Below are 20,782 nucleotides of genomic sequence, written 5' to 3'. Positions count from 1 at the left end.
ATGTTTGTCTCAAGAACTGGCGTCCTGCTTGTTGGGGTAGCCTTGTACGGTCTTACCGGATCATGTACCAGACTTCCCGATGTACAGGGCAATGGGGAAGCTTTTTTACAAGGTAAATGGGATCAGGACAGCGCCAAAGTCACAGGTGAAAGGCTGAATTATTCACTTCACAAGTTTAGTTTCACCTGTGATTCCTTCTATTTAGATCTCACTACCTATTCCAAAGTAAACTATTATGCCGATTCCTGCTTTAATAGTGGGGTCTGGCAGGAGTATGCCAAAGGAACTTATGTCGTCAGGGGCGACACCTTATTACTTGCGGGCGTTTATACCAAAGCGAACTACAAACAGAAAATCAGCGGATGCTATAACAGCGGACAATACATCAGAAGCTTTAAGATACTATCAAAGTCGGACAGCACGCTCGATCTGGAAAGTACGGACAATCAAAAGATTGTTTCTATGAACCTGAAAGAACGAAAGGCTTGTGTTCCACAGCCGCTGTAAGACAGCTACCGGTACTGTTCGCTTTTTTCTGCATTTAGCAGGTAGATGTAATTGAACATGCTGAAGGACGCGAGTGCGCCAAACGTATGCCAAAGGAAGTGTGTACCCGATTCAAGGAGAAGCCAGTTATCGGCGATCCGGAAGGTAAGCGCCAGGATGAACGACAATAAAGCTATCCCTACCCATTTCCCGTGTACCCAGCCGGTGTGCTTTAAATAAGCCGTAACAGGCAGCAGAACAAACATGGCCATGAGCGCATAATTTATGTTGATAAAGAGATGAGGGTTTTGCGCCATTAATCCTCTGAGTACCAGTTGAAGGGCGCCGTAAAGAACGATTAGCCATAAAGCCCGGCTCCACTTGACGATTTTCGCTAAAAAGTACACACCGGCCGAGAGGCAAAGTAAGAGGATGGGTAGCCAGTCCATCATAATAAAGAATCCCCATTGCCGCAGGCCGTGATAGATGGTGCCGCCGACACCTCCGATATAAAGCAATGCCAATGCAATGCTTAGAAACCGATGCTTTCTATATTCTCCTCTTAACTTAATAGTCCAGTATATCGCGATGGCCAGAAAAAAACAAGAAGTAAGTGCGTTGAGCGGCTCAGGGAACAAGCGCGCCATATTCGTTTCGGCATATGCGGCTCCGCCGTCTGGAGGTGTATGAATGAAAATAAGCATAGCGTATTCTTTTTGGTGTAAACAAGCCGACAATTTCAAATGTTTGCTCTATCCTGTAGTTCTCCGGCGCTGTCTAACAGATTTATAAGCTTCTGTGTTTTGTTAATTAGTTTTGTTATATCTTTACATTATGGATAAGAGTGTGTTAGCGGCAATTTTTATAATGATGTCTGGATTGGGAGGGGTTGCGCAGACGGCTCAGCAGTTTTCAGAAGAATCCCCGGCTTTCGGAGCGGTCAATATAGTGGTGTCAAACCTGGAAAGCGAAGGGAATGCCTATTTTTCCGATGCCGAACTTAGCGAACGTTCCGGCAGGTATGATGAAGCGATAACCCTGTTTAGTAAGGCTGCCTTCGAGTATAACAGTTCAAACCAGCTGTCACGTTATGGTTTGGCTTTAATGAGATTAAGCAATGTGCATTATCTGATGAACCATTATGTCGAAGCTGAACAGGTTGTCTTAAACGTTGCATTGAAAAACTATGCGAAAATGGGTAGCAAGATGGGTCAGATGGAATCTTACGGGCAGTTAGGCAGGATTTATCTGGCTTCCGAACAATTAACCCAATCGCTATGGTTTTACACACAGCAGGGTATTTTAGCGAGGCAGCTACGCAATAGCGGTGCTCATATCGAATCTGTGCTCGGCATAGCCAATGTCAAGATTCGTAAAAGAGAATATCGTATGGCTTCTGATGACCTTAACCAGGCTGAAGCGCTGGCCCGTGCTTCGAACAACAGCCGTTACGCGACAAAGATTAAGCAAGCCAGGGCACTCATCCAGGCAAACCGGAGCAAAAGTTGATCGACATCGAAGATTACAGAAGAGCGACAGTATTATTACGGTCTCATTGTTCGTTATTTGCAAAATTGGTATCATATTAGTGTGATTATAAAAAATGGATTTTAATTTATTTAAAGAGATGTTGAAGAGAGTATTTCTGGTTATTTTTACTGCAGCTGTGCTTGCATGTCAGGCGTCGCCAAAGCAGCAGCCGGTTGTTCAGGGGGTAAATAATATCATGCCAGATGAAAAGCAGGCTTTGGTCTGCAAGGAGATCGTCGCACTGATAGAAAATTATAATTATAAAAAGCTGAAGGTTAACGATTCGTTATCTTCCGTTGTTCTCGACCGGTACATCAAAGATCTGGACCCATACAGATATTATTTCCTTGCCTCTGATATCAAAGACTTTGAAAAATTCAGATACCAGTTGGATGATGATTTTCGAAACGGGGATCTAACCGCTCCGTTTTATATTTTTAACGTTTATTTAAAGCGGTACGGCCAGTTTATCAATTTTGCGCTCGCAAAAGCAAAGTCTAAGTATGATTTTACTCAAAATGACACTTATGTTTTTGATCGGGAAAAGATGCCCTGGACAACTTCAGCGGCTGAGCAGCAGGCCTTGTGGAGCAAACGTGTTAAATATGATCTGGTGAACCTCAGGATAGCTAGTGCCGATGCGGCCAAGAACATCGAAACATTAACCAAACGCTATGAAAACCTCAAATCGCAATCGGCTAAGGTTAATAATCAGGATGTTTTTCAAACGGTGATGGACGCATTTACTGAAGCAGTTGACCCTCATACCAACTATTTTAATCCTGTGAATGCCCAGGCGTTTAACGAAGATATGGCGAGGTCATTTGAAGGGATCGGTGCGCGCCTGCAGTTGGAAAACGAGATACTGAAAATTGCTGAAGTTATCCCTGGAGGACCTGCCTTTAAAAGTAAGTTGTTGAGCGCGGGCGACAGGATAATAGCTGTTGCGCAAGGAAACGGAGAATTTGAGGACATTATTGGGTGGAGGATTGAAAACTCTGTCGCAAAAATCAAAGGACCAAAAGGAACTAAAGTAAGATTAAAGATCATCCCGGTGGGTCAGGAAATGTCATCAAAGCCAGTCATCATCGAACTTGTGCGCGAGCGAATTGTCATGGAAGAGCTTTCGGCGAAGAAAAAGGTAGAAACGATCCAGTCGGGCGGCAGGTCGTACAAAATGGGTGTCATAACAGTTCCTGGCTTTTATGCAGATTTCAAGGCTGCAAGAGCAGGCGATCCCAACTATAAGAGTACAACCCGCGACGTGCGTTTGTTAATCGATACGCTTAAAAACCTGGATAAGGTTGATGCCATCGTTATGGACCTGAGGGCCAACGGCGGAGGATCGCTGGTAGAGGCGATTGATTTAACCGGGTTATTTATAGACCGTGGTCCCGTTGTTCAGGTAAGAGATTTGAAAGGAAATGTAGAGGTGAACGAAGACAACAATGCCGGTATGGCCTGGAATGGTCCTTTTGGTGTTATGGTGGACCGCCTTAGTGCCTCGGCCTCAGAGATTTTCGCAGGTGCTATTCAAGACTATGGACGGGGAATCATTATGGGAACCCAGACCTTCGGAAAGGGAACGGTTCAATCTTCAATTGACATGAGTCAGCTGGTGAACCCGTCTCTTTTGCAAAGACTCGCTGCGCTGGTAGGTAAAAACGCTCCTGCTTCAGGACGCGAAGTGCCTCAGCTTGGGCAAATCAACTTAACCATGGCTAAGTTTTACAGGGTTACCGGAAGCAGTACCCAGCATAAAGGTGTTATCCCGGATATCCAGTTTCCGTCGCTTTATCCTATGGATAAAATTGGGGAGGACACAGAGAAATCTGCCCTGCCATGGGACGAGATCAAGCCCTCTGACTTTAAGCCCGTGGCAAACCTGGGGCCGGTAAAAGCGGAATTGTTAAATGCGCACAACGAGCGAATGAAAAATTCTCTTGAGTACAAAATGCTTCAGGAAGATATTGCAGATGTACAGAAGCGTCAGTCGGAAGTGTCTGTAAGTTTAAACGAGGCGAAACTCAAAGCCGAACGTGACAGCCAGGAAGCAAAGGCATTGGCCAGAACGAATCAGTTGCGCGTCTCGCGTGGGCTTGCTCCTTTAAAAAAGGGGGATAAGGCGACCAAAGAAGAGAGCTCCGATTTTGTGCTTGATGAAAGCATGCAGATTATGGGCGACCTGCTTCGCCTATCTGGCATATCCAAATAAGGCATAGAAATTGCATAGCGTAGGAAAACATCTATGCTATGAACGTTAAACGAACATTTGGGACGATCCTGACAATCCTGGGGATCATCGGGCTTATTTACGCTGGTTATGGATTTGTTAATCAATCCATTCAGGTAAGAGAACTTGTGGTGATTGCGGCAATCGGAGTGATCTTTTTCTTTTCCGGGATTGGCTTGGTTAAGAACACTAAAGATGCGGCTTAGGTATGCCTAGGCCGCTATTCTTCAATAAGCTCTGACTGCACAGCGTCTATAATACGCCCGCCTTTGTAGAAATACCTGGAGTAATAAGGCTCGTTTAAGTTACTTATAACGACACCCCTTGTAGAAGAAGCATGCGCAAAACGGTTGTCTCCAAGATAAATCCCGATATGGGTGATGCTTCTGCTTTTTATTTTAAAAAAAACAAGATCGCCTTCCTTTAGTTCACTTTTAGGAAGCGGGTCTACCATGCTGAAAATATCTCTTGAATTCCGGAGTATCGTTGTGTTGAAAACTTTATCGTAGATAGCCTTGGTGAAAGCCGAACAGTCTATCCCTTTCTCCGTATTGCCGCCAAAACGGTAAGGGGTTCCTATCCACTCATATATGAACTTGTAAAGCTTTATGTTTGAAGTAGCATCCACTGCCACACCCATAACCTGAGAAAAATATTGAGAAGCCAGGTTGTCCGGATCTGCCAGTTTGCTGGTTTGTTTAGCTTTTGTTTGTGCATTTGCGGCAAATACAGTGCACGAAAACAATGCTACAGACAAGAAGAACTTTTTTGTCATGTTGTTCGGTTAAGTTTGGTAAAAAGCAACTTACACTCTAACGTAAACCTTTAAGGCTTATTGTTTGGATAGCAAACATATATATTTTAGCAACCTTATGCAAACGCCCGTTGCAAAATCCTGAAAGTTATCCACATATTCGTAGGCTTAGTGTTCAATTTACAATCATTTTCTTCCTAATGTTGCAATAAAAAACTAGATTTGCTAGCGTAAAATAAATCTATACCCAAATAATGAGTGCAGTAGAAATTAATAAAGATACTTATCTAAAGTGGTTTGAGTCGATGTTGCTTATGCGCAAGTTCGAAGAGAAAACAGGTCAGCTATACGGGCAACAGAAAATAAGGGGTTTTTGCCATTTATATATCGGTCAGGAAGCTGTCGTTGCAGGAGCTGTGTCAGCTATGCAGAAGGGAGACTCTATGATTACGGCGTATCGGGACCATGCTCACGCGCTGGCTCTGGGTGTGAGTGCTAATTCAATCATGGCTGAAATGTATGGAAAGGCCACTGGCTGCTCGAAAGGCAAGGGTGGTTCTATGCACCTCTTCAGTAAGGAACATAATTTCTACGGCGGACACGGAATCGTGGGCGGGCAAATTCCTTTGGGGGCAGGGATTGCTTTTGCAGAAAAATACAAGGGAACATCTAACGTAAACGTATGTTACATGGGTGATGGCGCCGTTCGCCAGGGGGCGCTTAATGAGGCATTTAACATGGCTATGCTTTGGAAGCTGCCTGTAGTATTCGTTTGTGAAAATAACGGATATGCAATGGGTACATCTGTGGAGCGCACTACCAATATGACCGATATTTATAAGATTGGTCTCGGCTTCGATATGCCTTGTGCACCGGTAGATGGTATGGATCCGGTAGCCATACATAACGCTATGGATGAAGCGTTCCAGCGGGCAAGAAACGGTGAAGGCCCCACCTTCCTTGAAATGCGCACGTATCGTTACCGCGGACATTCCATGTCAGATCCTGCTAAATACAGGACAAAAGAAGAACTTGAGGATTATAAATCTAAAGACCCTATCGAAAAAGTAAGGGAAGTTATATTAAAGGAGAAATATGCTGACGAAGCATGGATTGAAGGCATTGAGTCCCGCGTGAAAGAGATTGTTGATGAGTCAGTGAAGTTTGCCGAAGAGTCGCCATGGCCGGAAGCTGCGGAGCTTTATAAAGATGTTTACGCACAGCAGGACTATCCTTACGTTTTAGATTAATTACACACGCATTTCAAGAGATATTAAGATGGCTGAAATAATTAGAATGCCAAAAATGAGCGACACCATGACCGAGGGGGTTATGGCTAAGTGGCATAAAAAAGTTGGCGATAAGATAAAAAGCGGAGACGTTCTTGCTGAGGTTGAGACTGACAAGGCGACCATGGATCTGGAATCTTACTGGGATGGCACCATATTATATATTGGTGTGGAAGAAGGTAAGGCAGTGCCTGTTGACGCCGTTATCGCAGTAGTAGGCAAGGAAGGTGAAGATTATAAAGCGCTTTTAGCATCCGAAGACAAGCCGTCAGGAGCTGAATCTGAACCGGCTGGTAAGTCTGAAGATGGGCCAGATAGTTCAGCAGGCAATGCACCGGCATCCGGGGGACTTTCAGAGCAGGATCTGGAGAAAATGGGTGTTAGTGTAATCCGCATGCCTCTGCTTAGTGATACAATGACAGAAGGTGTTATTGCTGAATGGCACAAGAAAGTGGGAGATAAGGTGAAGGACGACGATATACTGGCCGATGTTGAAACCGACAAGGCAACGATGGAGGTGATGGGCTATGCGTCAGGAACACTTTTACATATAGGCGTTGAAAAAGGCCAGGCGGCAAAAGTCAATGGCATTATTGCCATTGTAGGACCTGAAGGTACAGACATAAGCGGCATTTTAAATCAAGGCGATGTTAAGCCGGCTGCTTCCGCTAAGGAAGAGAAGCCTGCTGCTGGTTCCGACGCCCGCTCAGTTGATCATAAAGAAGAGAAGGCCGTAGTCTCGGGAACAGGCGATCGCGTTAAGGCATCTCCGCTTGCCAGACGGATTGCGCTCGAGAAAGGTATTGACCTGACACAGGTTGCAGGCAGCGCGGACGGCGGACGTATTATAAAAAAGGATGTCGAAAGCTTTAAACCTGAGGCTGGTTCTACAAAAACAGAAGCTACCACGGGTGCAGACACAGGAAAGTCGGCTGCGCCAGTGATACCACAGTTTGTAGGTGAAGAAAGATTTACTGAGAAGCCTGTTTCACAGATGCGTAAAGTGATCGCGAAGCGTTTGTCAGAAAGTTTATTTACCGCACCTCATTTTTATCTCACCATTAGCGTAGATATGGATAGTGCCATATCAGCGCGCACAGCGATAAATGCGGTTGCGCCTGTTAAAGTATCATTTAATGATATCGTAATCAAGGCAGTTGCTGTCGCACTTAAAAAGCATCCTGCGGTCAACTCGTCATGGGGTGGTGATAAGATCCGCTTCAACGAGCACACGAACATTGGTGTGGCTATGGCTGTTGAGGATGGCTTGTTAGTTCCGGTAGTTCGCTTTGCAGACGGTAAATCATTATCCCACATTTCTGCAGAAGTGAAAGAATACGGACAAAAGGCGAAGGCTAAGAAACTGCAGCCGTCGGACTGGGAAGGCTCAACCTTTACCGTGTCTAACCTTGGTATGTTCGGTATTGACGAGTTTACTTCAATCATTAACGCTCCCGATGGTGCTATTTTATCTGTAGGAGCAATTCAGCAGGTACCTGTTGTGAAAAACGGCGCTGTCGTTCCAGGAAACGTGATGAAGCTGACATTAGGATGCGACCATCGCGTAGTTGACGGGGCCACTGGTGCCGCTTTCCTTCAAACCCTAAAGGGTCTACTGGAAGAGCCGATCAGATTGCTTGCATAATAATGATCTTTATAAATAAAAGGTTGCCCTCGCACAGGGCAACCTTTTTTTATGCCTGTTAGTTTTTGTATTTTTGCGCCATGTCGAGTATTAAACCCTCATTAGTAAAAGGAACCCGCGATTTTTCTCCAAAGGAGATGGTTAGACGTAATTATATTTTTGAAACCATTAAAAGGGTTTTCAGAAAATATGGCTATGCTGAGATACAGACACCTTCCATGGAGAATCTGTCAACACTAACGGGTAAGTATGGTGACGAGGGAGACAAACTGATCTTTAAAATATTGAACAGCGGAGACTTTCTATCGAAGGTGGATGCTGACATCCTCAACAGTCGAACAAGCAACATTCTTCTCCCGTCAATTACAGAGAAGGCGCTCAGATATGACTTAACTGTTCCGTTTGCGCGATATGTGGTGATGCACCAGGCAGATATTTCCTTTCCCTTTAAACGCTATCAGGTACAACCTGTATGGCGGGCAGATAGGCCGCAAAAAGGTCGTTACAGGGAATTTTACCAATGTGATGCCGATGTAGTCGGTTCGGAGAGTTTGCTCAATGAAGCTGAGTTCGTTCTGATCTACCAGGAGGCGCTGACTAATCTCGGGCTGAATGATTTCACTATAAAAATAAATAATCGCAAGATATTGTCTGGAATCGCTGAGATCTTAGGTAAGCCGGACTTGATCGTTGACATGACCATTTCCATTGATAAACTCGATAAAATCGGATTAGATGGTGTAATTGCTGAACTTATTGAGAGAGGGTTTTCAGCTTCCGACATCGAAAAGCTAAGGCCAATTATTTTGCTTTCGGGATCCGTTACGCAGAAGCTGGAGAACCTGGATATGGTATTGTCGTCTTCACCTATAGGTACAGAGGGTCTGAGCGAGCTGCGGCAGGTGTTTGAATACCTTAGCTTATTGTCCGGAGATAATGACCTTGCGGGTAATGTTGACCTGGATGTAACCCTAGCCCGCGGGTTAAATTACTATACGGGCTGCATCTTCGAAGTAAAAGCCAATCAGGTAAGCATCGGCAGTATCGGCGGCGGCGGTCGGTACGATAACCTGACGGGCATGTTTGGTTTAAAGGGACTTACCGGCGTAGGGATATCATTTGGGGCCGACCGTATCTATGACGTGCTTGAAGAATTGAATCTGTTTCCAGAATCGGTGCTGACCGGTACGCAGGTCCTGATCAGTAATTTCGATGCAGAAGCCGAAAGATACGCGTTGCCATTACTCAAGCGACTACGTACAGCCGGAATCAGTGCTGAGCTCTATCCATCTCACGCGAAGCTGAAAAAACAGATGGGTTATGCTGACTCTAAAAATATTCCGTATGTGATCCTGATAGGAAGTGAAGAGATGACAGACGGGCAGCTTACTTTAAAAGACATGCAAAGCGGCGATCAAAAACGCCTGTCGATCGACTCAATTGTCGCTTTACTTCAGGCCAGTAAGGCTGACTGATATTTAGTAAGATTTTCCGGATAGAATGCCTTCGATCTTGTCCAGCAGATCGTCAATATCGAACGGTTTAGCTAGAAAGCCATTGGGTTTAAACTCACCATGCTGTATATTTTCCGCTGTGTATCGTGCCGATATCATCAGCACAGGAATATGTGCCGTTTTTTCTTCAGACCTGATTTGTTTCAACAGATCTCTCCCGTCCCCGTCTGGTAACATGATATCGAGTATAATCAGATCCGGCTTTGAGGCTTCAATATGCGACATCATGTCTGCGCTTTTGTTGAAGCCAGATACTTTGTACGCTTCGCTCTGTAAAATAAGCGTGATCACGTCAAGAATCGCATGATTATCCTCGATGACCAAAATGTTTTTGTAAACTGCGGTGCCCTTTGCCAAGTCAGATTAATTTGTTGAATACAAATATATTAAGAAATTAGATTGTTTATATTTTTTTTAAAACTAATAAACAAAATTAATGCGCATTGGTGGAGTTTAAAGACCCTCACATTGTGTTTGATAGTTTTTTTAAATATGTTTATAACCTTATACAGATTAAATTGTTTGAAGTTAATAAACAGCCATGTTGAAAAGAATATCCTTTGTATTGTCGCTGCTCTTCTCGTTATCAGCGTTTGCACAAAAATCAGACACCTTATCTGTAACCCTTGAAAATGTAGGTTATCCTCACCCGGTAAAGTTCTTTCCGGTGCATACCGAGGGCCAGGATCTCCGGATGGCCTACATGGATATCATGCCTGGCAGGATAAGCAACGGCAGAACTGTCGTATTGTTTCATGGAAAGAACTTCGGTGGATATTACTGGACTAATGTTATAAAGGCGCTAACCGATCGCGGGTTCAGGGTTATCGTGCCGGATCAGATTGGATTTGGTAGGTCGTCAAAAGCATTCATACATTATAGTTTCCATCAAATGGCGCGCTGGAACAAAGCACTTCTTGATACCTTGAAGATCCAGCGGGCAAGCGTGCTCGGCCACTCGATGGGCGGAATGCTTGCCACGCGTTTTGCCTTGATGTATCCGGAGCGTACCGAGAAATTGCTCTTGGAGAACCCTATCGGTCTCGAAGACTACCGGCGTTTCGTACCTTATATAACCACGGAAGAGCAGTACCGCACCGAGTTGAAATCGACCGCAGAAAGCATCAGACGGTATTATCAGAGTTCTTATTTCACCGTCTGGAAACCTGAATATGAAGAACTGGTGAACATTGCTGCCGGAGTTACGGCGAGCGCAGACTTCCCCAGGTGGGCCAGGGTTGCTGCGCTAACATATACTATGATTTATGAACAGCCGGTAGTATATGAATTCTACAACATCAAGGTTCCTACGGTGCTTTTTATCGGGAAACAAGACCGCACGATCGTGGGGAAGGGCTTGTTAACACCCGATCAGCAAGCTTTATATGGGCGTTATACACTTTTAGGCAAGCAAACCGCAGCTAAAATCCCCGGCGCCAAAATCGTAGAATTCGACGCGTGCGGACATATCCCCCATATCGAGATACCCACAGAGTTCAATGTGTCACTTCTGGGAAGCCTTTAGTTGGCGGCTTCCAGAATTTCCAGTTGAGCAATGACCTGATCAGGGCTTACCGGGTATGGGACGTCATTCACTATGTTTTGGTATACGGCTTCAAACAAGTCCAGGTAATTTCCGCGGAGCGAAGGAACTGTTTCGACAGTCTTGTTTCCCGACTGGTCAACCAAAGTAAGCTTGCCGGCTGTGCCAGCCGCTTCTATACCATAGGTATCGTTGTCCAGCTTCATGCCTCCCAGCAACTGCTCTTCCTGACTATCGGCCCTCACCTTATGAAGTGAGCCAAGATTGCCGTGGACCACAAAGGCCGGCAAAGGATCCGCCAATAATAAGTTAGCGTGCACAAACACGTTTACGCTGTCTGGATAGCTTAAATGGATAGAGAAATAATCATCCACGCGCGTGTTCTCCCGGTTCATTCCCAGTATCTTATGAAAAGAAAGCGGCTTGCCAAATACACTGATCGCCTGATCCAGTAAGTGCGGGCCAAGGTCATACATCAGGCCGCTTGCAGCATACGGTTCTTCCTTAAAAGTCTTCGGGCCAATTGCTGCCCTGTATCTATCGTAGCGGAAGTGAACTTCGTTAAGTTTACCCAGTCTACCGCTGTCTATAACCTCCCTAACCGCTCTGAAGTCGCTGTCCCAGCGCCGGTTTTGATAAAACAGAATTTTCCGGCCAACAGACTCCGCCAAAGCAAATAACTCCAGCGCTTCTGCCGAAGTCGCGGTAAAAGGCTTCTCAACAAGGATGTGCTTACCCGCCCGTAAACATCTGGCTGCATAATCGTAATGCGTATAATTGGGGGTGTTGATGATCATCAGCTCGATGCGCTCGTCGGCTATCAACTCATCAATAGTATCATAGCTAATTAGCCCGGGGTAGTCGCCTGCAGCAGCTTTTTTGCTGCGTTCTGTAACCGCATGAAAATGGAAGCCCTGATGCGCATGTACAAAGGGAGCGTGAAACACCTTCCCCGACATGCCATAAGCCATCAGGCCTGTAGTTATTTGTCTATTCATAGGCTAAAAATAGTAAATCATCCAGCGCCAAGCTAATTTATAACGAGAAAGCTGAAAGGTGTCGTACATTTGCATTATGAAGCCTGCAGAAATACATACCAAGTGGAAAGAATTGCAAAGAAGGATCGCCCAAGATTTCGAATCCGAGGAACCTGATTTGAAGGTGGTCTTGTTTTTAATAGGTGTTCAGGAGTTGGGAAAAGGACCAGGCAAATACAGCAAGCGTCAAAAAGAAGAACTCATGCACATCGCTACCTGCCGCCTGCTTAGCGAAATGGGTTTTTACGAACTGGAGGGTCTGGACCAGGATGGCTGGCCCCATTGGAAGCTGGTGAAAGCCGTCCCTTCATACGCATTAATGGAGCAGGAGCTTTTACTAAAGTCGCTGGCCATTCATTATTTCGAGGACATATACGAGTAACCAGCTGTATTAAAATGAAAAAGACCCCATTGTCATAATGGAGCCTTTTTCAATAGGTAGATGGAAATGCCGATTATTTGCCTTGTTGCTTAGCTTCCTGAATTAACTTATCGTTCGCAACGATAACCACCTCAACTCTTCGGTTGGCCGCGCGCCCATCTTCAGTAGCATTATCTGCAATAGGCTCGGAGAATCCTTTTCCAATTGTGATCAGGCGCGATGAAGGCACACCCTGTGAAATCGCATAAGCTTTAACTGCTGCCGCTCTTCTTTCTGAAAGACCCTGATTGTAGCTTTCTGATCCCTTGTTGTCTGTATGACCGATGATCTTAATGTCGGTATTCGGATACTGATTTAATGAACTGGCCAGGGCCTGAACGTTAGTCTTCGCTTGTGCGGTGAGGTCCGATTTATCGAAACCAAACAAGATACCACTGTCGAACTTAACAATAATACCTTCTCCTTCACGAATGACTTCAGCGTTCGGAATAGCATTTTGGATCTCGGCAGCCTGCTTGTCCATTCTCTTACCAATGAAACCCCCAGCAGTACCGCCCACTGCAGCGCCGATTACTGCACCAACCGCCGTGTTACCTGCTTTCTTTCCAATGATAGCACCAATCACACCTCCCGTTGCAGCACCGATTCCCGCGCCTTTTTGTGTCTTGGTCATACTGTCGCAACCTTGCAATGTCATCGCCCCGATGGCTATCGCCATACTGAAAGTGGCTATTTTAAATCTCGATGTTGTCATAACTTTTCTATTTATGATCGCCATAAATCAAACCTAGTGCCAAAACCTTTAGCTTGCTCCCTTTAATTACCGCAGACCTCAGCCCATGTAAATGCGACCAGTATACTGTACACTCAAGCAGAAAAGTAGTTTTCAAGCGCTTTGAGCGTGTTCTCGTCCTTCATGAAATCCTTTATAACGACGCCCTTCTCAAGCAAAATGATCCGGTCGCAAACCTCAGTTACGTGGTTAAGGTCATGGCTGGAGATCAGCGTAGTCATGCGTTGTTTCAAATCCGGGCTCTTCAAAAGCGTCTTTAAACGAATCTGGGTGGTGGGGTCCAGATTTGCAAAGGGCTCATCGAGAATAAGAAGATCCGGGTTCTGCATCAACCCCGCCGCTATGCCAATTTTGTTTTGGTTGCCTTTGCTGAAATCGCGGATATACTTGTTCTTCTTTAATATTTCGCCGTTAAAAAAATCCTGATACTGCTCCAGGTAAGTAAAAACCGAGGCCTCATTTATGTTATGAAGACTTCCGACAAACAAAAAGTACTCCTCGGCGGTCAGGTAGTCAATCAGGAATCCCTCGTCGAGATACGATGCCGTGTATTTTTTCCAGGCATCGCTTTCCGACACATCTACGCCTCTGGAAAGCACCAGGCCCTCATCAGGTCTGATCAGGTCAAGCATCATTCTGAACAGCGTAGTTTTGCCTGCGCCGTTATTCCCGACTAAGCCGATGGTTTCGCCTTCGGTAATGCTCAATGATGGAATATTGACAACCGTCCTGTTGCCATAAACCTTTTTTAAATCTGTTATTTCCAGGATCATGATGTTTCTCTAAAGCCAGCGGCGATTTTATATTTTTGTTTCTCAAATTGCTTCACAATAAATCTTATCCAGAACCTCCTCGTCAGCAAACACACAAGTCCGGCTGCTCCGAGCGCTGCCAAACCCCAATAAGGAAGGCCCGCTATAGAAAAAGGGAGGTAAAAGAGATAGGGAAGAAGGAAATAAGGAAGGATAAGAACAAACTGGCTTGCGCCCACACCCTGGTAGTTGAATCCCGCGCCTTTGCTCAGGTCAATCGCCTTGTAGTTGCGCGTGGCAAAATAAAGCACCACCACGCTTCCGATGCCGATATTATAAAGATATGCGGCAAGCTGGATCATCACAATTTTCCAGTCGATGAAACCATAAAAAGAAACAAGCAGGGTAATGATGGTAGACGAGACCGTAAAGATCAGAAACTTTGCACGTATAAAATTTACTGTGCTTAGCCGGTTTGCCAGCAGACCATCAAAGTGTGCGCCCTGCCATCCGAACATAAACTGACCATAGATACTGATTGCGCTGCCGGTCATGAACGTTGCAGCGAAAATCATTGCACCGAAGGAGTTCGTTGCAAGAAGTTTCTCCTTATAAAACAGAAAGCCATAAAAGACAAAGAGCAGGCTCATGATCACCGCAGACCGCGGCCGCTTGTGTCGCATAATCAGTTTAACTTCAAGCGCGGCGAGAATGCCCGCCTCTCCGAACCTGCCTAGAAAAGGAAGATCAGTGCTCACCTTTTTTTCCGTACCCGCACTTAGTTCCTCAGCATACAGCCTCGAACGCAGATATCTTGCATGGGCAATGAACACGCCAATAGCTAAGATAGGGAACATGACAGCCAATACAGGCGTAGCGGCAATAAGCCTGAACAACCTGTCAGATAGCCCTGCAATCGAGAATACACCCATGTATTCAAGAAGCGCTACCGCAGCTACAACGCCCATGACCACAAAGATCAGATAAGCATGAGTTGTTGTTTGCCGTTTTACATAAAGGGCGGCGTAATTGTTGAGCAAGGCCAAACTTATAACAGCGAGGCAATACATGGCCGAAACCAGGCCTCCGAGTGTGGACGCGACTACCGTCGCGCAAAAGGGCAGAAAAATGATGAGCGGGAAGAGATTAAATGCAGTGAACACCGCCCTTACGTTTAAAAAAGACACCAGTTTGCTTCTGGGAATATTCAAATGCAGGTAGGGGACAATACTTAGGGTGGGCAGGTCCTGCAATTGTATGCGGGCTACAAAGTCAACCGCAAAATAATAAAGAATAAGCCCGTTAAATACCAGCATCACATCCTTTCCAGGAAGCATCATGGGAATAATCTTTTCGAAAGAGAAGCCGATAACCAAGGCTATGGCCAGAAGGTACAATACGGCAAAACCCATAAAAATTTGTGCGGCAATGGTGCCGCCCCGGTTTTGCGACCGCCAAAAGCCCTTCCACTGGTGATGTAAAAATGTCGTCAGCATAATCAGTATTTATATTTATCCTTCCAGTTTTGCCTCAGTTTTTCCCTGAGCTTCTCTTCGGCGGCATTGCGCCCCGGGTTATAAAGTAAAGTGCCGCTCAACTGTTCAGGAAAATACTCCTGCGCTGAAAAATTTCCCTCAAAGCTGTGCGCATACTGATAATCCTTCCCATATCCAATGTTCTTCATCAGCTTGGTAGGCGCGTTTCTGATATGAAGCGGCACCGGTAAATTTCCCGTCTGCCTTACAAGAGCCTGCGCCTTATTGATGGCTTCATAAGATGCATTGCTCTTGGGCGACGAGGCAAGATAAGTAACCGTTTGTGCCAGTATAATCCTGGCTTCCGGATTACCGATCACATTAACCGCCTGAAAACAGTTGTTGGCCAGCAAAAGTGCATTCGGGTTTGCATTCCCGATATCTTCGGAAGATAGTATCAACAGGCGACGGGCTATAAACAGCGGATCTTCCCCGCCTTCAATCATCCTGGCCAGCCAGTATACGGCAGCGTTAGGGTCGCTGCCACGAATGGATTTAATGAAAGCAGATATAATATCATAATGCTGCTCACCAGCCTTATCATACATGGCCATATTCTGTTGCGCATGCGCTAAAACACGCTCATTCGTCAGCACAACCGTTTCGCCGCCGATTCCGTTCACTGCAATCTCGAGGACGTTCAGCAGCTTCCTGGCATCGCCGCCCGATAAGCGGATCAGGGCCTCATGCTCCTCTATCCGGATGTTTTTCTGTTTCAGTAAAACGTCCTGGCTGATCGCATTCTGCAACAGCAGAACCAGCTCTTCCTCTTCGAGAGCCTTAAGGATGTACACCTGGCAGCGCGACAGCAAAGCCGATATAACCTCAAAAGAAGGATTTTCCGTTGTCGCGCCAATCAGCGTCACCAGTCCGCGTTCGACTGCACCCAGCAGGCTATCCTGCTGCGACTTGCTGAACCTGTGTATCTCGTCAATAAAGAGTACCGGCATACCCAGCAGACCACCCTTGAGTTGCGCTGCTTTGTCAATGACCTCCCTCACGTCCTTAACACCAGAGTTAATTGCGCTCAGGTTAAAAAATGGGCGGTCGAGTGTTTGCGAAATAATATAAGCAAGCGTAGTTTTACCAACCCCCGGAGGCCCCCAAAAAATCATAGAAGGCAGCTGTCCGCTTTGAATGGCTTTTCGTAAAACAGCATCTGAACCCACCAAGTGTTGCTGCCCCACATATTCATCCAGGCTTTGCGGGCGCAAACGTTCGGCTAAGGGCGGGAGATTCTGCATACAGTAAAGATACGAAAATCCTGCTAAAAATTATAGTTTTTAAGCCTGTGGGCCTTTGTTTTTTGCCGGTTTTTTCTTCCAGAACTTCCGCTTTGGCTTACCGTTCGCCTGTTCAGGCCTGGCCTCACCTGAGGGCTTCTGTCGGGCCGATTTCGGTTCCGGCGCATCTGATGGTGCTTCACCCAGTTCGGCAGGAAGCGTCATGCGCTCAATAGTTTTTCCAATTAGTTTTTCAATGCTTGCCAATTTACGTTTATCGCGCGGGTTAACGAGTGTTATCGCAGTGCCCTTGCTGGCTGCCCGGGCCGTCCGTCCAATGCGGTGTACGTAATCTTCAGCATCATGAGGGACATCAAAGTTGACCACTAGATCGATCCCCTCCACATCAATGCCCCTGCTGAGCACATCCGTCCCGATCAAGATAGGAAGCTGTCTGTTCTTAAACCGCAGGAGCACCTCCTCACGTTCCTTCTGCCCAAGGTCCGAATGGAAAGGCTCTGCTTTAAGCTTAAGCCCCCTAAACACCTTGCCAAGGTTTTTCACCTTTTCCTTGGTCGAGGCAAAAATGATAATGCTCTTGAAGTCGCCTTTTAGAATATCCGTAAGCAGCGGTACTTTCTGTTCATCATAGGCCATATAAACCTGCTGTGATATTCCTTCAGCCGGTTTGGAAATAGCAATGCTGATCTGTTCCGGGTTCTGTAAAAGCCGGCCGGCGAGCGTCCTGATTTTAGGTGGCATGGTCGCCGAGAAAAGCACCGTCTGACGTTTGGCAGGCAGGAAGCTTACAATACGCATAATATCATCATAGAAACCCATGTCGAGCATGCGGTCGGCTTCATCCAATATGAGGTGCTGCAGTTGGTCCAGTTTTAATACACCCGAGGAAAGATGCGAAATAAGACGGCCGGGGGTAGCAATAATAATGTCTACTCCTTCACGCATCGACCGCTTTTGCTGTTCGTAAGCAATACCATCGCCACCGCCATACACGGTAAGTGAACTGATATTCGTAAAATACGAAAGCGCCTCCACCTGCACATCGATCTGCTGGGCAAGTTCTCTGGTTGGCGCAAGGATCAGGGTATTGTTATGACGTTCCGGTGTCTGGGTTATTTTATGCATCACAGGCAGTAAATAGGCGCCGGTTTTCCCGGTTCCGGTTTGTGCACACGCGATCAGATCTTTGTTTTCCAGTATAAGCGGAATGGCTTGTTGCTGTATAGGCGTCGCAGCCTTAAAGCCCATAGCCTGTAACCCTTCAAACAAATCCGGGTTAAAGTTAAATTCTTTAAAATCCAATAGTTATATAAAAATTAGTTCTGTAAAATTAGTCTTTTTTTGTGACACCCCGTACTGGAGTGCCGACTAAATCTACGCTCACCGGTTCCGGTCGGCATACCCGAACACCTTTTGCAGCAGGACTGTCGACCGCGAACCTATATCCTGCCTGATCTTAAGCTCTTCCAGCGCCACCTGAGCAAATATCCCGTCTATCGCTTTTTGTGTTACGTAGGCAGAAAGATCCGTTGTAACCGGTTTGACCAGCGGGAGTTTATTATACTGGCTCGCCGCCTCTCCCCAATACCGCGTTGCCCCAACCTTGCTCAGGCTCCCGGCTATTACGGGCTTAAATTTTTCCATCAGCTGAGCCGAAGTAACCCGCTTAAAATAATTCGTAGCAGCATCTTTGTCGCCAAAAAGAATATTGGTGGCGTCTGCTATGGTCATTTGCTTAATGGCCGATAAAAAGATCGGTTTTGCTTCTTTTGCCGCATCCTCGGCGGCACGGTTTAAGCTCAAAATCACATTGTCGGCCAGAGCGCCCAGACCAACACTCCAAAGCGTTTGCTCTACCTTCTGGGCTTCCGGGGGGAATAATATTTTTAGCGCAAGATTTCCGAAAAAGCCGTCCTTAACCGAAAGCTGATCCGTACCCCGGCTTGTCCCAATTTCAAGCGCTTGCTTAAGGCCAAGTCCAATCTCGGTGGTTGTCGGCTTTGCGGTTGGAATTTGTTTAATAATGTTACCCAGCTGCGCCTGACTCTGAACATCACAGCCGCTTGCTGTCAGCATCAACAGGGGGATTAATACAAGGCTAATTCTTTTCATCGATTTCATCAGTTCTTTCCAAGACAAGCAAATCTTTGGCCAATAGTTTAGCAGATTTCACCAGTCTCACAAATTCAGAACGATAACCTTCAGGATCCTTTCCCAATCCTGCACTGGCATTTCTGATGGCCTGTTCAAACGACGCATTTTGTTTATAGGGCGACTGACGAAGGAGCATGCCGAACTCTGCAATCGACGCATTGAACTTAAAATCTTCTGAAGTCCGTGCAAAAGATACCGGAATGTCCAGCACAGCCTTTTTGATCATTTTACTTGTTCCGCCATCAGGCTTCTTATAACGTACCTTTACGGTCATCAGTTCCCTGCTGTTGCTATACACTGCCGGTTTATCTTTCTGCTGATATTTCAACGGATCTACACTTTCTGCGAAAGAACTTTTCACCCCTGCAGGAATAATTTCATAGAGCGCTGTTACCTGATGGCCGGCCCCGATATCCCCGGCGTCTTTCCGGTCATCATTAAAATCCCCTGCCTTAAGCTTACGGTTTTCATACCCGATCAAGCGGTAAGCCTGTACCCTCGACGGGTTAAACTCCACCTGCAGTTTCACATCTTTAGCAATCGTAAACATCGTACCTCCGAAAGCGTTCACCAGCACCTTCCGCGCTTCATTAATATTGTCGATATACGCATAGTTCCCATTTCCTTTGTCGGCCAGCAACTCCATTTTGCTGTCTTTAAGGTTGCCCATGCCGTATCCCAATACAGTAAGTGAGATACCTGTATTGTGTTTCCGTTCTATCAGCTTCAGCATATCCCCATCGCTGCTCGGGCCCACGTTAAAATCCCCGTCCGTAGCCAATATAACACGGTTGTTTCCACCCTTTATAAAGTGCTCCGACGCAATGTTGTAAGCCAGCTCAATGCCCCGTCCTCCAGCCGTAGAGCCACCTGCGGTTAGCTGAGACAAAGCTTGTTTGATCTTCATTTTCTGGCTGCCCGGCGTTGATGGGAGAACCACGCCAGCGCTCCCCGCATACACAACGATAGCTACCTTGTCCGACGCCCGAAGCTGATCGGTTAACATTTTTAGCGAAGACACCAGCAGGGGAAGCTTATTGTACGCGTTCATTGATCCCGACACATCAATAAGAAATACCAGATTGGACTCAGGAAGGTTGCCGGTCTCTACCTTTTTACCCTGAAGTCCAATCCGCACCAGCTTATGGTTGGTATTCCATGGAGCGCTTGAAATTTCTGTATGAATATTCAGCGGGTTGCCGCCTTTCGGCTGTTCGTATGCATAGTCAAAATAGTTGATCATCTCCTCTATCCTAACGGCATCGGCAGGAGGCAGGGAGCCGTTGTTAAGGAACCTCCGCATATTGCTGTACGATGCAACATCTACATCGGCTGAAAAAGTCGACAGCGGTTGCCGGGTTGGCGAACGGAATCCGCTCTCATTTATCGTAGCATAAGACTCAGACTCGCTCTGGTAGCCCCCATTCTGTATATTGAGGCCTGCAACTTTTCCTTGTAAAAGCTGAGGGATGTTCGCTACAGGCACATCCCGCACCTTCGAATGGCCTCTTATCACCGCCTCACTATTAGTCACGCGTGACGTACTTAAAACGACGTCGACCGAAGTGCTACCGATGATCGACACAGTTTTAGTGTTATAGCTCATGTGTTCTATTACGAGCTGCGTAGCCGTTTTCGGTATCTTTATCTGGTATTTTCCGGTTCTGTCCGTATGGCCTGCCAGTTTAGGCTGGTCTCCGGGCACCACGTAAGATATTCTGGCATTTTCCAGACCGCGATTGTCTTGAGCGCTGGTTACGGTGCCGCTGATGGTCTGCCAGTCGCCCCGAACCTTAAAGGCGGTGAACAGCATGATAATGATTGCAGGTAAAAACAGGTTTTTCATACATTTGGATTTCAGGAATGATGTGGGCATGACAGAAATTCCACA

At 46.3% G+C, this 20,782-nt stretch carries 20 protein-coding genes; 9 read left to right on the top strand and 11 right to left on the bottom strand.

The window, feature by feature from the left end; genetic code table 11:
- Positions 1-507: a fumarate hydratase gene (locus J3P40_RS02070; protein ID WP_256002362.1), complete on the top strand. Its 507-nt coding sequence runs from the start codon at positions 1-3 to the stop codon at positions 505-507.
- A gap of 5 nt (positions 508-512) precedes the next feature.
- Here J3P40_RS02070 and J3P40_RS02065 read toward each other — a convergent pair whose 3' ends face one another.
- A complete protein-coding gene (locus tag J3P40_RS02065) occupies positions 513-1,190 on the bottom strand; it encodes a hypothetical protein (protein ID WP_256002359.1) in 678 nt (225 codons plus the stop codon).
- Positions 1,191-1,320: 130 nt separating this feature from the next.
- On the opposite strand from J3P40_RS02065, the gene J3P40_RS02060 reads away from it, so the two are divergent.
- The 3 genes from J3P40_RS02060 to J3P40_RS02050 all read left to right on the top strand — a co-directional run bounded on the left by J3P40_RS02060 (position 1,321) and on the right by J3P40_RS02050 (position 4,455).
- Positions 1,321-1,995 carry a tetratricopeptide repeat protein gene (locus J3P40_RS02060; RefSeq protein ID WP_256002356.1) on the top strand — a complete coding sequence of 225 codons (675 nt, stop codon included), beginning with the start codon at positions 1,321-1,323 and terminating at the stop codon, positions 1,993-1,995.
- Between the two features lie 94 nt (positions 1,996-2,089).
- Positions 2,090-4,231: a carboxy terminal-processing peptidase gene (locus tag J3P40_RS02055; RefSeq protein ID WP_256002354.1), complete on the top strand. Its 2,142-nt coding sequence runs from the start codon at positions 2,090-2,092 to the stop codon at positions 4,229-4,231.
- Positions 4,232-4,269: 38 nt separating this feature from the next.
- Positions 4,270-4,455, top strand: a complete 186-nt coding sequence (locus tag J3P40_RS02050) for a hypothetical protein (protein ID WP_256002351.1) — start codon at positions 4,270-4,272, stop codon at positions 4,453-4,455.
- A 14-nt stretch (positions 4,456-4,469) separates the two neighbouring features.
- Here J3P40_RS02050 and J3P40_RS02045 read toward each other — a convergent pair whose 3' ends face one another.
- Positions 4,470-5,024 carry a C40 family peptidase gene (locus J3P40_RS02045; protein ID WP_256002348.1) on the bottom strand — a complete coding sequence of 185 codons (555 nt, stop codon included), beginning with the start codon at positions 5,022-5,024 and terminating at the stop codon, positions 4,470-4,472.
- Between the two features lie 233 nt (positions 5,025-5,257).
- Here J3P40_RS02045 and pdhA point away from each other — a divergent pair, with 233 nt between their 5' ends.
- From pdhA to hisS, 3 genes are all read left to right on the top strand, one after another.
- Complete coding sequence (gene pdhA, locus J3P40_RS02040; protein WP_256002345.1) at positions 5,258-6,253, top strand: pyruvate dehydrogenase (acetyl-transferring) E1 component subunit alpha; 996 nt, start codon at positions 5,258-5,260, stop codon at positions 6,251-6,253.
- Between the two features lie 28 nt (positions 6,254-6,281).
- On the top strand, positions 6,282-7,937 hold the full coding sequence (locus J3P40_RS02035) for a dihydrolipoyl dehydrogenase family protein (protein WP_256002343.1): 1,656 nt from the start codon (positions 6,282-6,284) through the stop codon (positions 7,935-7,937).
- Between the two features lie 80 nt (positions 7,938-8,017).
- Positions 8,018-9,412, top strand: coding sequence for a histidine--tRNA ligase (gene hisS / locus J3P40_RS02030; RefSeq protein ID WP_256002340.1), 1,395 nt, complete (start codon positions 8,018-8,020; stop codon positions 9,410-9,412).
- Positions 9,413-9,415: 3 nt separating this feature from the next.
- Here the strand turns inward: hisS and J3P40_RS02025 are convergent, their stop codons facing one another.
- Entirely contained in the window at positions 9,416-9,808 is a 393-nt protein-coding gene (locus tag J3P40_RS02025; protein WP_256002337.1) for a response regulator transcription factor, read from the bottom strand.
- 184 nt (positions 9,809-9,992) lie between these two features.
- Here J3P40_RS02025 and J3P40_RS02020 point away from each other — a divergent pair, with 184 nt between their 5' ends.
- Positions 9,993-10,976 (top strand): alpha/beta fold hydrolase, encoded by a 984-nt coding sequence (locus J3P40_RS02020; RefSeq protein ID WP_256002335.1) that lies wholly within the window; start codon positions 9,993-9,995, stop codon positions 10,974-10,976.
- Here J3P40_RS02020 and J3P40_RS02015 read toward each other — a convergent pair.
- Positions 10,973-11,992, bottom strand: a complete 1,020-nt coding sequence (locus tag J3P40_RS02015; RefSeq protein ID WP_256002333.1) for a Gfo/Idh/MocA family protein — start codon at positions 11,990-11,992, stop codon at positions 10,973-10,975. The genes J3P40_RS02020 and J3P40_RS02015 overlap by 4 nt on opposite strands.
- Before the next feature lie 76 nt (positions 11,993-12,068).
- Here J3P40_RS02015 and J3P40_RS02010 point away from each other — a divergent pair, with 76 nt between their 5' ends.
- The gene (locus J3P40_RS02010) at positions 12,069-12,413 is read left to right on the top strand and encodes a hypothetical protein (RefSeq protein WP_256002330.1); all 345 of its coding nucleotides are present in this window, start codon (positions 12,069-12,071) and stop codon (positions 12,411-12,413) included.
- Between the two features lie 73 nt (positions 12,414-12,486).
- Here J3P40_RS02010 and J3P40_RS02005 read toward each other — a convergent pair whose 3' ends face one another.
- The 7 genes from J3P40_RS02005 to J3P40_RS01975 form a co-directional block, all read right to left on the bottom strand.
- Positions 12,487-13,167: a YiaD family glycine zipper/OmpA-like lipoprotein gene (locus tag J3P40_RS02005; RefSeq protein ID WP_256002327.1), complete on the bottom strand. Its 681-nt coding sequence runs from the start codon at positions 13,165-13,167 to the stop codon at positions 12,487-12,489.
- A gap of 113 nt (positions 13,168-13,280) precedes the next feature.
- Positions 13,281-13,979, bottom strand: a complete 699-nt coding sequence (locus J3P40_RS02000; protein ID WP_256002324.1) for an ABC transporter ATP-binding protein — start codon at positions 13,977-13,979, stop codon at positions 13,281-13,283.
- Entirely contained in the window at positions 13,976-15,454 is a 1,479-nt protein-coding gene (locus tag J3P40_RS01995; protein WP_256002322.1) for a DUF5687 family protein, read from the bottom strand. Before J3P40_RS01995 ends, J3P40_RS02000 begins: the two co-directional genes overlap by 4 nt.
- A 2-nt stretch (positions 15,455-15,456) precedes the next feature.
- Positions 15,457-16,737: a replication-associated recombination protein A gene (locus J3P40_RS01990; protein WP_256002319.1), complete on the bottom strand. Its 1,281-nt coding sequence runs from the start codon at positions 16,735-16,737 to the stop codon at positions 15,457-15,459.
- A gap of 39 nt (positions 16,738-16,776) precedes the next feature.
- Positions 16,777-18,039: a DEAD/DEAH box helicase gene (locus J3P40_RS01985; protein WP_256002316.1), complete on the bottom strand. Its 1,263-nt coding sequence runs from the start codon at positions 18,037-18,039 to the stop codon at positions 16,777-16,779.
- A gap of 78 nt (positions 18,040-18,117) precedes the next feature.
- Positions 18,118-18,849: a DUF4197 domain-containing protein gene (locus tag J3P40_RS01980; RefSeq protein ID WP_256002313.1), complete on the bottom strand. Its 732-nt coding sequence runs from the start codon at positions 18,847-18,849 to the stop codon at positions 18,118-18,120.
- Positions 18,836-20,737 carry a YfbK domain-containing protein gene (locus tag J3P40_RS01975; protein ID WP_256002311.1) on the bottom strand — a complete coding sequence of 634 codons (1,902 nt, stop codon included), beginning with the start codon at positions 20,735-20,737 and terminating at the stop codon, positions 18,836-18,838. Before J3P40_RS01975 ends, J3P40_RS01980 begins: the two co-directional genes overlap by 14 nt.
- Positions 20,738-20,782 lie beyond the last annotated feature (45 nt).

The sequence above is a fragment of the Pedobacter deserti genome (assembly GCF_024436415.1).
GTDB lineage: Bacteria > Bacteroidota > Bacteroidia > Sphingobacteriales > Sphingobacteriaceae > Pedobacter > Pedobacter faecalis.
Note: the sequence above shows the minus strand (reverse complement) of the source record. Positions and strands in the feature narration are given on the sequence as shown.

Coding starts and splice junctions, on each gene's coding strand:
- J3P40_RS02070 (WP_256002362.1), top strand. CDS start 1: ATGTTTGTCTCAAGAACTGGCGTCCTGCTTGTTGGGGTAGCCTTGTAC.
- J3P40_RS02035 (WP_256002343.1), top strand. CDS start 6,282: ATGGCTGAAATAATTAGAATGCCAAAAATGAGCGACACCATGACCGAG.
- J3P40_RS01975 (WP_256002311.1), bottom strand. CDS start 20,737: ATGAAAAACCTGTTTTTACCTGCAATCATTATCATGCTGTTCACCGCC.
- J3P40_RS02065 (WP_256002359.1), bottom strand. CDS start 1,190: ATGCTTATTTTCATTCATACACCTCCAGACGGCGGAGCCGCATATGCC.
- pdhA (WP_256002345.1), top strand. CDS start 5,258: ATGAGTGCAGTAGAAATTAATAAAGATACTTATCTAAAGTGGTTTGAG.
- J3P40_RS02000 (WP_256002324.1), bottom strand. CDS start 13,979: ATGATCCTGGAAATAACAGATTTAAAAAAGGTTTATGGCAACAGGACG.
- J3P40_RS02005 (WP_256002327.1), bottom strand. CDS start 13,167: ATGACAACATCGAGATTTAAAATAGCCACTTTCAGTATGGCGATAGCC.
- J3P40_RS02045 (WP_256002348.1), bottom strand. CDS start 5,024: ATGACAAAAAAGTTCTTCTTGTCTGTAGCATTGTTTTCGTGCACTGTA.
- J3P40_RS02060 (WP_256002356.1), top strand. CDS start 1,321: ATGGATAAGAGTGTGTTAGCGGCAATTTTTATAATGATGTCTGGATTG.
- J3P40_RS02020 (WP_256002335.1), top strand. CDS start 9,993: ATGTTGAAAAGAATATCCTTTGTATTGTCGCTGCTCTTCTCGTTATCA.
- J3P40_RS02015 (WP_256002333.1), bottom strand. CDS start 11,992: ATGAATAGACAAATAACTACAGGCCTGATGGCTTATGGCATGTCGGGG.
- J3P40_RS02010 (WP_256002330.1), top strand. CDS start 12,069: ATGAAGCCTGCAGAAATACATACCAAGTGGAAAGAATTGCAAAGAAGG.
- J3P40_RS01990 (WP_256002319.1), bottom strand. CDS start 16,737: ATGCAGAATCTCCCGCCCTTAGCCGAACGTTTGCGCCCGCAAAGCCTG.
- hisS (WP_256002340.1), top strand. CDS start 8,018: ATGTCGAGTATTAAACCCTCATTAGTAAAAGGAACCCGCGATTTTTCT.
- J3P40_RS02050 (WP_256002351.1), top strand. CDS start 4,270: ATGAACGTTAAACGAACATTTGGGACGATCCTGACAATCCTGGGGATC.
- J3P40_RS01980 (WP_256002313.1), bottom strand. CDS start 18,849: ATGAAAAGAATTAGCCTTGTATTAATCCCCCTGTTGATGCTGACAGCA.
- J3P40_RS01995 (WP_256002322.1), bottom strand. CDS start 15,454: ATGCTGACGACATTTTTACATCACCAGTGGAAGGGCTTTTGGCGGTCG.
- J3P40_RS02055 (WP_256002354.1), top strand. CDS start 2,090: ATGGATTTTAATTTATTTAAAGAGATGTTGAAGAGAGTATTTCTGGTT.